The 10,826-nt window shown below is 31.7% G+C and carries 12 protein-coding genes; 11 read left to right on the top strand and 1 reads right to left on the bottom strand.

What is annotated here, in order from left to right:
- The 11 genes from OCV43_RS04120 to OCV43_RS04070 form a co-directional block, all read left to right on the top strand.
- The coding region (locus OCV43_RS04120; RefSeq protein WP_262623483.1) for a hypothetical protein at positions 1–403 on the top strand (403 nt) is incomplete at its 5' end.
- A gap of 142 nt (positions 404–545) precedes the next feature.
- Entirely contained in the window at positions 546–935 is a 390-nt protein-coding gene (locus OCV43_RS04115) for a hypothetical protein (protein ID WP_262623482.1), read from the top strand.
- Between the two features lie 290 nt (positions 936–1,225).
- Positions 1,226–2,533, top strand: coding sequence for an esterase/lipase family protein (locus OCV43_RS04110; protein WP_262623481.1), 1,308 nt, complete (start codon positions 1,226–1,228; stop codon positions 2,531–2,533).
- Positions 2,534–2,584: 51 nt separating this feature from the next.
- Positions 2,585–3,223 carry a hypothetical protein gene (locus OCV43_RS04105; protein WP_262623480.1) on the top strand — a complete coding sequence of 213 codons (639 nt, stop codon included), beginning with the start codon at positions 2,585–2,587 and terminating at the stop codon, positions 3,221–3,223.
- Positions 3,224–3,323: 100 nt separating this feature from the next.
- Positions 3,324–3,638: a hypothetical protein gene (locus OCV43_RS04100; RefSeq protein ID WP_118087609.1), complete on the top strand. Its 315-nt coding sequence runs from the start codon at positions 3,324–3,326 to the stop codon at positions 3,636–3,638.
- A 90-nt stretch (positions 3,639–3,728) separates the two neighbouring features.
- A complete protein-coding gene (locus OCV43_RS04095; RefSeq protein WP_118087608.1) occupies positions 3,729–3,959 on the top strand; it encodes a hypothetical protein in 231 nt (76 codons plus the stop codon).
- Positions 3,960–4,245: 286 nt separating this feature from the next.
- Positions 4,246–4,527 (top strand): hypothetical protein, encoded by a 282-nt coding sequence (locus OCV43_RS04090; RefSeq protein WP_147340198.1) that lies wholly within the window; start codon positions 4,246–4,248, stop codon positions 4,525–4,527.
- Positions 4,528–4,540: 13 nt separating this feature from the next.
- Positions 4,541–5,053 (top strand): hypothetical protein, encoded by a 513-nt coding sequence (locus OCV43_RS04085; protein WP_262623479.1) that lies wholly within the window; start codon positions 4,541–4,543, stop codon positions 5,051–5,053.
- A gap of 24 nt (positions 5,054–5,077) precedes the next feature.
- Positions 5,078–6,478, top strand: a complete 1,401-nt coding sequence (locus OCV43_RS04080) for an SseB family protein (protein WP_262623478.1) — start codon at positions 5,078–5,080, stop codon at positions 6,476–6,478.
- A gap of 375 nt (positions 6,479–6,853) precedes the next feature.
- Positions 6,854–7,258, top strand: a complete 405-nt coding sequence (locus OCV43_RS04075) for a hypothetical protein (protein WP_262623477.1) — start codon at positions 6,854–6,856, stop codon at positions 7,256–7,258.
- A complete protein-coding gene (locus OCV43_RS04070; RefSeq protein WP_262623476.1) occupies positions 7,258–9,666 on the top strand; it encodes a hypothetical protein in 2,409 nt (802 codons plus the stop codon). Before OCV43_RS04075 ends, OCV43_RS04070 begins: the two co-directional genes overlap by 1 nt.
- Here the strand turns inward: OCV43_RS04070 and OCV43_RS04065 are convergent.
- Entirely contained in the window at positions 9,634–10,653 is a 1,020-nt protein-coding gene (locus tag OCV43_RS04065) for a D-alanine--D-alanine ligase family protein (RefSeq protein WP_262623475.1), read from the bottom strand. The two genes, OCV43_RS04070 and OCV43_RS04065, sit on opposite strands and share 33 nt — an antisense overlap.
- Positions 10,654–10,826: the final 173 nt, after the last annotated feature.

The following is a 10,826-nucleotide window of genomic DNA, read 5'->3' as shown; positions in this document are numbered from 1 at the left end:
GGGACTTACGATACAAATAATGGTGCAGGGAAATTTGCCGCCTGAAAAAAGCACAGCAATTTGTATTATAAGTTATGTGATTTCTATAATATTGGGAATTTTGGGGGCATTATTAACAACTGGAAAAATAGTAATAAAAAATAAAAATGTAAGAAGTACGTTAAAAATTATAGAAACAATGAGTTTATTTTTATTAACGTGTTTGTGTGTGGTAGGAAGACGATTTTTTGGACGCAGAGGAGCAGTATTATTTAATGCATTAGGAAAACAAAAAAGTTCAGTATTTTTTTGGTGTTGTATTATGGTTGCAACGATGCTTTTTGCATTTATGAGTGCATTTGTAAGAGTAGATATAATTGTAAGACCAGACTTTTATAAATCCAGAAATGAAAATAGTAAATAAACCGGAAGTTTTTTCTTTGGTAAAGGAGAAAAGGATATATAAGGTTAGCGGTGATGTATTACTATTTCAGAAAATATGAACAGGCTGACAAAAAAGGCAGAAATATTATAGTGCAGAATGAAGTCAAAGGAGAAGAACAAGGATGTTTAGAGTGAAATATAAGAAAGAACAAATCTTGAAGGGACTTCGTTGCTTTTCAATAGAAATAGCAATTTTATGGACAATTATTTTAATAGATACTTTAATAAGCACATATTATGGGAAGTATTCTGGTATACATTTGTCACAGGTTGCTGTAAGTATACCGAAGGAATATATGAATAGTGAAGAGTCTGAACATTACAAAACGGATAATGAATTTCTGATACAATCAAAGGAAAATGCTTATATGATTTATGGAATTGAATTGTCCAATGTCGATGAAAGCAGCTTGATAACTTTCCTGGATGAAGAGGATTTAAAAAAGTTAAAGTCAGCAAATTCATTCAGTCAGATATTAGAGGGAATCCAGGATGGAGTAGGATTCCTGTGAGGAGATGTGGTTACAGGAAATACAAAAAAATCATCTTATACAAGTTATTATTTTTCTTCAATAGAAGAAGGACATGATGGGGATTATCAGGTATATTTTATATACAGGAAGATTTAAAATATATGGAGATATGTGTAATGGATGAGGAACATGCTTTATCAGAAAAACAGAAAGAACATATGTGGTTATATACAGGTCGATGATAAGGGGTAAAAATGTGAAATAGATACTGGAATGAAGGATTGACTATTGAAATAAGATAGTCTGGTTTGTTAGGTAGGAGAAAAAAAGTGACAAATTTTATTTATATTTTCATGATTATAACGCTCATAGGTATAGGAATTGGCATAAGGGGTTTTAATAGTGAAGATAGCGATACCAAAACTACAATCAAAAATATTCCGCGAGGATTGAAAAAAGTTTTACTGATTGGAGAAAATGTACATAAGGTAGATATGGTAATATTAATTGGAACAATTATGTATTTGTTGTTTACGGTCGGGGTAGTAGGTATTTATCTGTTTGCAAATTATAGGCTAAAGGTTCATTTACAATATATATTAAGTGGAGCAGTTCTAGGCATTTTATTTGTAGAAATTTTTATCATTGTATCAGCAGCATACAGAGAAAAAAGAAATGAAACAAAACAGGTGCATGTACGTGAAACGGTTTATATATCGCACAAAGAAAAAGAAATTGTATGCGAACTGTTTTCAAAATATGTTATATTATCTAACAAATGTAAGAAGGATATAAAAGGAACGGTGTATATTTTTCCGGCAACCGTGTTTACTACAATTGATGTAGATGGGAATATATTTAGAAAGACATCAAATGGAATAGAATATTTATCTAATGTGGGCGCGTATAAAAGTTTGGCAGAGCAGTTGACGAATGAAGGATATCAGGTTATTCGTTTTGAAACTAAAATAATAGCCAACAGAAATATGACACTTGAAGAATTGTTAAATAAAATAGTGGATGTGATTAATGAAATTCAAAGTGAAACAGGAGAACACCCAATTTATTTTATTGGTCATAGTATTACATGTAATATTTTATTATTGCTACAAAAAAAGATAAAGCCACAGGGACTAATTTTGTTATTTGGTGGTGGAGAGACGGGAAAACAACGGATTATAGCTAGAAGAAAAATGGATAAGTGGGGTAGAGGTAGAAAAGTTAAGGAAAGAGATATAGAAAGAGAATATGAAAAAGTAGAAAAGTTATTAGAAGAAGGAAATGTGGTTGTAGCAGATAAAGAATTATTTAATAAGAGAGCAGAATTTTGGATTTCAAATATGTTGGAAATAAAAAATCCGGGTTTGTGTATAGCATCAGAAACTGATTGGAATTATAACGGAAAAGAGATAGCCTCAATGGTGCAGAATCCCAAAATAACGTTTAAGATATTAACAGATATAGATGCTACGATGAGAGTTGGGTTTAGAAATCATAGGGCAGCAAATAACTTGACATATATGGGATATTTGAATCAAAAAGGGAAAAGAAAACCTGAAGAAGGGATAGATATACCATGGTATTCGGAAAAAATTGGAACATACATAATTGAATATATGGAAGCGAATAAAGAGTAATATAAAATATTCAAAAGGAGATAGAGGCATCGCCAAGAGGGGCAGAATACAATGGAAAAAATACAAGGTTTTTTAAAGACAAAAAAGAAATACGAAGCCAATTTATGGAATGATCAGATGGGATTTTTCCTAATAACAATTATCTTTTTAGGGGTGCAAATATTGAATTCATGGAAGGTATTGGCAGTCTGTACCATAATAGAAATTTGTCTTCTGATTCTTTGTTGGAGGATGGAGAGGAAAAAATATGGAAGTGTATTTTGCAGTTTTGTTCATGGAGAAATTTTGGGACTGATTTTTTTAGTAGATGGATGGTGCTTTATTGGGTTAATGAGAAAACCAAATAATTATTTGATAATAGGAATAGTGGGAACAATACTGATTGCATTGTGTTATTTTGGATGCTTTTGGTTAGTAAGAAAACGAATACATGACGGATGGTATGAAAACGGAAAGAAAAAAGGATCAAATGGTAAAGAAATTGCCGCATCAGTTGCAATAATGACTTTTATGACACTAAGATTATGCAGAAACCAAACCGGGTCGAAACTGGAAAGCATGGGTCAAAATGAGACATATGCAATTGTAGTTGTACTACTTTTTGAACTTGCAATGTTCACCTCTTTGTGGGTCGATGCTGGTATGATGTATTATTATTTCAGAAAATATGAACGGGCTAATAAAAAGTAGAAACATTTTGCCTTGATAAAAATGACAGAGTATACAAAACTGTAGGTGGAACAAGAGTATAGTTCATTTTAAAATTAGTGATTAGAGCTGGTGAAAACAGATGATGAATAAACAAAAATATTATATTTCAGTAGTATATCACAATGTAATGAGAGGGCTGGCAATATATTGTGGTCTAATTTTAGGAATAATTGTTATATTAAAACTTACTGGTGACAGATATGGAATTGTGTCAATTCTTGTCCTGCTTGAATATGTAGGGATTGCGTTCTTATTAGTTTATGGAATCGGGTTCTTCATAGATGGATATTACATTCAGGATGAGAAAATAGTTTATTATCATAATTTTAAAAGACGAAAGAAAGATTTATCTGAAGTGAAGTCAGTTATAATATCCAATACCTATCTTTATTGACGAAATTTAAGAGTAAATATATATAAAAATGGCAAATTCGTTCATTGTCCGTGGATAACACTCTTTTTTGAAGAAATTGATGCGGGATTATTGGTTAAAGATAGAAAAGAACTAAATACACTGAAGGTTGAACATCAATTATACAAGAATTGTTCTAAATATGGTTTCATTTATAAAAATAATATGGACAAGTTTTTAATGAATTTTACCGGAGAGGTATATATAGCTAAAACCGTATATTTAAATTTTGAAGAAGAAATGAAGAAATTATTTGGAGCAAAGGTGATATATATTATTTCGGATATGGGAGGAGAGAATTAGAAGAGGAAAAGTTGTTTGGTATTTTTACAAATCAGATAAACATAGTTAAAAGAAATGGAACAGAATATCGATTCTTTTTAGAAAAAAGGAATAAGGTAGTAGAGTTTTTACAGACGAGGTGATAAAGAAAATGCACTTATTCATAAAATGTATTATGTTTTCTGTCTGGATGTGGTTTATAGTTAGGTTTTCAGAAAAACCGTCAGGCAGAAGAAAAATTTGGATAGATAATCGATTCTTATATGTATTTACCTGGTTGTGGCATTCTTATGGAGAAATTTCGATTATGGGGTTGATGTATGCGATAGGTGTACAGGTAGTTGATATTATTGGAGTCGTTTTTTATTTATTGATGCCATTAAATAGAGAAATAATATGCATTTATTGGTTAAAGTTTCTTTTGGGAGTTCTGTTTTGGGCTGCTGGAATTGGAATATTTGATATGGCAAAAAATGCGGAAGAGAAAAGAGAAAAAATTCTACTGTATTTTAGTTGTTTTTCAGTTTTAGCTTTTGGAATATGGTATGCATTATATTTAATACTGGCGGATTTTATAGGATTATTTTAGACGAGGTGATAGCATGAAATATTTTTTAATTATATTAATAATTTTAGCATTTGTGATAGGAATTTTTGATTTAAAGTTTATGCTTGAATGTAAGAAAGAGCAGAAAAATAATAAAGCAGAAGCATTTATCTATGTAGGGGATAAAAAAATAATATGGATATTTGGAATTCTGTTTTATATAATTAGCGTTTTGGAATGGGTGATTCTGTTATTTTCAATAGGAATAGCGTCACTATTTCTATTTCTTTTTTGCTGCTGTATGGTTCAACTTGGTTTTGCAACATTTTTGTGTCAGCATTTTACATATTCGGCAGTATTTATAAAGAAAAATGAAGTATTTTACTATGCAGAAAGAAAACTAAAAAATATCCCAATCGGGCAAATCAACGGGGTTAGTGCAATGCCGGGAAATGTGGCATATCTGTTTTTTGATGAAAAAGAGGAAAGACTGTTTGAACTTCAAATGAAAAAAGCTAATGCGAGAAAAATGCTGGAATATATCATAGATAGACAGCAGAACAATTAGAAGAACGAAAAGGAGCAGGTCGCAATGGGAATCAGGGAAAAGTTACATCTTTTTAAGAATAAAGATAATGCAGTGGAAAATAGTTCCAAAGAGGCAGCAAGAAAGTGTGTATTAAAAGTACAGGATAAGTTCCGCCTTAGAAATACAGATGATATCGTGGTTGTAGGTGAACTGAAGGGAAAAATACAGGTGGGTGATTCTGTCTACATGAGTAATTTTTCGGATGATGATGGAGAAATACTGGTGACAGTAGTGCTCGGAATAGAAGTTGGTCAGGGAAAAGCTGTGCGTGAAGCAGAAAACTGCCGGGTAGGATTGAAACTGGAGCAGGCAGGAACGTATCCGATAAAATGCGGAACAATGATATATTCAAGAGCGACAACTGTAGAAGAAGTACATGATGCCTATATTTCTGGTCTGGGAGATACTTATGTATCGTCAAAACAACTGGTACTTTCACAGAAAGAACTTGATGAGTTAAGCATTACGGATTGTTCAGAAATCTGGCGTTTGTATGCGTGGTATAAAACGAAAGTAATTCCGGCAAAGGATGATGCGGAAAAGGAAGAAGTCCGAAAGCGGATTGGTGTAATTGCAAAATCCCTTGTTCAAAAGGTATTGGAAGCATCTGCTATTTATTGCGTATACAGTAAAATCACAGGTGAGCCGGCACTTTTTTCCCAGACGGTAGACCGACAGGATGGCACATATATGTGTACACCACCTGACATCTGGATTCTGACTAAGGCATATAAGGATATATTTAAAGTCAGATTTCCGGAAGAACGGTATGAAATCAGAGAGATTAAAAACGATGATTCCCATAAGGCAATTTACAATTTCCTTGGATACTGTTTTTATATGAATGGTGCCTGTGGAGTCAAAGTGGTAAATGAAAATACGGCAATAGCAGCACCGGAATTTGTTCCGGAGCCGGACTACAGCAACATACCGGAAATTAGCGTTCCGGTTACCAACCCTGACCTGGTAAGATGGATGCTTCTGATTGCTCAGCTTGGGCAGCCGGCAACAGACGAGCAGAAACTTATTTACAAATTATATTTTAGATTTCTGTCCATAGAAATGACAAAAGCCCGATTTATTATTCCAACTAAAACGTCAGAAGATTTTCCGGAGCCGGATGAAAATGGCAAGACAGTACTGAAAAAGGATATGCAGATTTCACTTCCGACCATAGAAGGAAAGCACAATAATGCAGCGGTCAGAATGTATACGGACTGGAAGCGGCTGCAGGATGCTATGGGGGATGGCTGGAAAGGAATGATACAGCCGATAGATGGAATCATCGACCAGTTTGACTGTGCCATTAATCTGACTGAGCATGAGAAAGCCGGCTGCTATGTCGATAAGGAAATGTTCCGGGAAATGCAGTCCTTTGAGAAAGATTTCCAACAAAATAATTGACAAGAAATGACAAAGAGAGTAATCTATTAACAGAAAAAGTAATTTGATGAATGGGAGTATGAGTTATAAGCGATAGCTAGTACAAATATCACATAATTCAGATATGTTGGAATTCTCCAGCGGTAATCCCCATTTGAGACTAGTTAATATATGCAGGTAAAGAGAGTTATTATGTTAGTGTATTGTGAGCTTTTATTTGCATGTCAAAAAATTATGAAAATTTAACGTACATAAAAAATTTCTTATGTAAGTTGATGATTTAGTAGGCAAATATAGTTTAAAGAGAGAATGGTAGTTGCTACAAATAGGTGGATAATCATGTATTATCAGTCACTAATATAAATTATACTTTGTGGTTTGGAGGGAGAAATTTATATGTTTCCAGAATGGTTTTTAAATTTGCCATGGAATATTTTCGATACATTAATTAGTTTGATTGAATTGCTTGTTGTGTGCATTCCAGCAATTTCTATATTTATATATTACAAAATACACACTTTGTCTGTTTGGACTAAAGAAGTAACAAACAATGGTGCAACATTAGTAATACATAACAAATCAAATAAATCTATTTTTATAACAGATATACAATTTGTCAATTCGGGAAATGGTTGTTTTGAGAAAGCATGTATTATGTACGACAATGATATAACACAATTGAAACCCGATGGCTATATGGAAATAGTTATAAACTACAATAAGAACAGACAAAATAAGCATAGTTTCAAGGTAGTTGTTAAATATAATCAGAAAAAAAAGAAAGTAAAGGTCACAGCATAATGCGAGAATTTATAGACAGAGAAATAGCAATTAAAAGTATGAATAAAATCCTTACAGAACATACAACTCCCTGGATAGTATTATCTGGTGATAGTAGAATCGGAAAAACGGAGTTCGCAAAAAAAATATCATCTATGTATGAAAATACTATCTTTTGTACTCCAAGGTTAAGTGGTAATTATGCATGTTCTTTTGTACAGTCGATAAATCTGGAAAACGAAGACATCATAAATGAAATTATTTGTGAGTATGCAAAGAAAAACGCTTCCGCAAACGAGGTTTTTAGGGCAATTGGTATGAAGTATGTATCACCATTAAGAAAGAATCAATTGTCTTCCGTTTTAAGTTTAATTATAAAAAATGATGTATCATCTGGTTTGTATAACTTTGCTCATTATCTTGGAGAACAAGTAAATTCACAAATAAATTGTATTTTTTTGGATGATTTCAGTCGATGCGATTATGATTCATATGTTTGGATTTTAGAATATTGGAATTCAATCATGGAGCCCTTACCAACAGTAATAGCAATATGTAATTTTTCAGTTAATTGGGAAAGCGATAAATTAAAAGATATATTTCATGGTGTTTGTTCACCTGTTAGTATTGAGAGATTCGATTCAAAAGAAGCATTCTATAATATTTTGAAACAATACTTTTTTTTTGAAAATGATATATATCTTGTTGACATATCAAAGAAACTGTTTGCACTATATAATGGCAATGCAGGAATGTTGTTCGAAACCATAAAACTTCTTCAAGGGCAAACAATTCATTCTACTGATGAGCAAATGACAGACTTAATTTTAAATACTGCACAACAAATCCATCTACATCGATTTGATGAATTCAGCAAGATACATATGTTAGTATTAAGAACACTTGCTTATAGTCCAAGTCCACTTTCAAAAAAAAATATGATAGATATATTAGATTTGATTGAACCTATTACCACAGAAATAATTAGCCAATTGTATAATAGAAATTTTATAAACTATATTGCCGATAATAATAATGACCATACGTTATATGTGATTAATGATGACTTTTTAATTAGTATCATAAAGAGTGGATGCTCTGAAACAGAAGAATTATTTTATAAAACTAAATTATATAGAGCTATTCAGAGAAAGCAGATTAATACCACATTGGAGCAAAAACTTAATCTTGCCATAGAGTTAGAAGAAAATGAGGTTATGGAATTGATAATAGAATATTTAGAGAGTCAATTAGAAGAATGCACAGATGAAAAGAAAGCATATTATATAGACAATTTCCTTAATTCCAAATGTAAAGTTCCTGAAAAACTGATATCAATTTATAATGTACAACTTCTTTATTTGTATGGATATTATCAGTCAGCTGAAAAATTAATTGGAACTTATTATATATTAGGCGGAATAGTTGAGTTTGAAAACTTAATGCTTTTAGGTGATATTCAACATATATTATTATCTCCAAAAACTTCACATACATATAAAAGTGCTTCTGAAGTAATAGGTATTAGTGTATCTGATAAGATAAAAGCTATTAATCGTCAAATTATGGCTCTTAACCAAGAACACAAAGAACAACTTGCAAAAGAACTATATGAAAGTGCGTTTGATAAATATGAAAACACTCCTTGTAGTGGACTAATTGAATTGTATAGAAATTCAAATAACAGTTTTGATTATGATAGAGCAATGGAATATACGATAAGAGGTTATGTTCTTGCCAAGGAATTAGGTGAAGTTCTTGAAATGTATAAATGTCTGCATAATATATGTATGATACGTCTTCAGCATGGTAAATACGGACAACCAATTTGTGATGAACGTTTATATATCGAACCAACATTTGAATATATAGTAGATTTTTTTGCTAAGCATTCTGAATATAGGCATGAACAAGCTTATCCTCTATTGGATTTAGGAACAGTAAAAATGTTTGAATATGTAAGGACTCATGACGCTAAGTTACTTATTGAAGCAAAAAGGTATTATTCGGAAGCACAATTATATGCCAAATCATTCTATGCACAACATATTGCCGAGACAGGATTATTGATTGTTAATAGTTATCAATACGCATATGATGAATCAACATTTGTGCAAGAGTTACGTGATACTATGTATAATCGTTATGTACAAAAGCAAACTGTTATTGAGGACTATAGAGTTCACAAAAAGATTCTTTTATCACTTGCACTTAGTGCAATTATATCTGGCAACAACGAAGATGCTACTATGTACTTAAATGATGCAAGTAAATATATCTCTGGTGCTGAAACATTACGCTACAATAAACTATGTCAAAAAGCAGGTTGCGTAGTATTAATGAAAGAAACGGTTCCTTTGAATGGCAAAAACGAAATATACTATGGCTCTGACGAGTTAGTCCCATGGTTGATCAGTTTCTGTCATTAATCTGTCATTAACAGTTTCAACTAATAACTTGCAGATATTTTCATATGATAGTTCATAAAACTGCGAGATTTTTCCTATCTCGGAGGATTTGCTAAAAACAGGCAATGCATTTGCTTCAATGAAAAAAATTTTATTATTAGAAATTCGGAAATCAAATCGGGCATAATCACGAAGACCAAGTTCCACAAAAATTGTTTCAGATATGTGCCTGATTTGATTTACTATTTCATCACCAAGTATGTCATTAGGTAAAGAGTATTGACGAATTCTGTTTGCTTTATCTTGCATCGTAAAAATCTTGTGTTCAAAATAATAAGTTTCATTTTCGGAAATTAATAAAGGAGCTATTAAGCGAAATTTGTTCGAATTGCCAATTACCCATACTGTACATTCATATCCATGAATATATTGCTCAATGATAACTTCTTTAAAATCTCTTAAAAGCACATTTGCAATATTTTGGGCATCTTCATAACTATTACACAAGCATTCATCAGTTATTCCTAATGATGAGCCTTCACAATTTGGTTTTACTACAAGCGGTATGGGCATATTAGCTATATATAGTTTGTTTATTAAGTTGTTTAAATCGGCTACAAGAATACTTATTGGTGTAAGAATATCAACTGAACGAAGTACCTTTTTTGTATATTCTTTATCGTTTACAAGCAATGATACAAAAGGATCTGATCCTGAATATTGAGCTTTCATTAATTCTAAAAGGGTAGGGCATTGTGTACGTTTAAATGTGGCTGGTAGTCCATAATTGTAGTTTATGAATATAATATCAGATATATCCATATTATTTTGATATGCCTCAAAAAGTTCTTTTACCCCTCCAAAAAAAGTACAGCAGTATCCCATGCTGTTAAGTGCATCACATAAATCCAACATACTTTTTTTACTTACATAATCGTTGTATACATTCTCACCATTAATTAAACTAGGATAGTTTTCACGAACTTCAGCTAATATAAAGTACCTCATCTAATTACCTCTTCGTCATTCTATTACTTTGCTATACATGAGATTTTATATTATAAAATCTCAAATTTTTATCTATTAACAATTAACCAACTTTTCTGATAGATAATACATGATTATCCACCTATTTGTAGCAACTACCATTCTCTCTTTAAACTATATTTGCCTACTAAATC

Source organism: Roseburia amylophila (genome assembly GCF_025567465.1).
Lineage (GTDB): Bacteria > Bacillota > Clostridia > Lachnospirales > Lachnospiraceae > Roseburia_C > Roseburia_C amylophila.
This window is presented reverse-complemented; position numbering and strand designations above follow the sequence as displayed.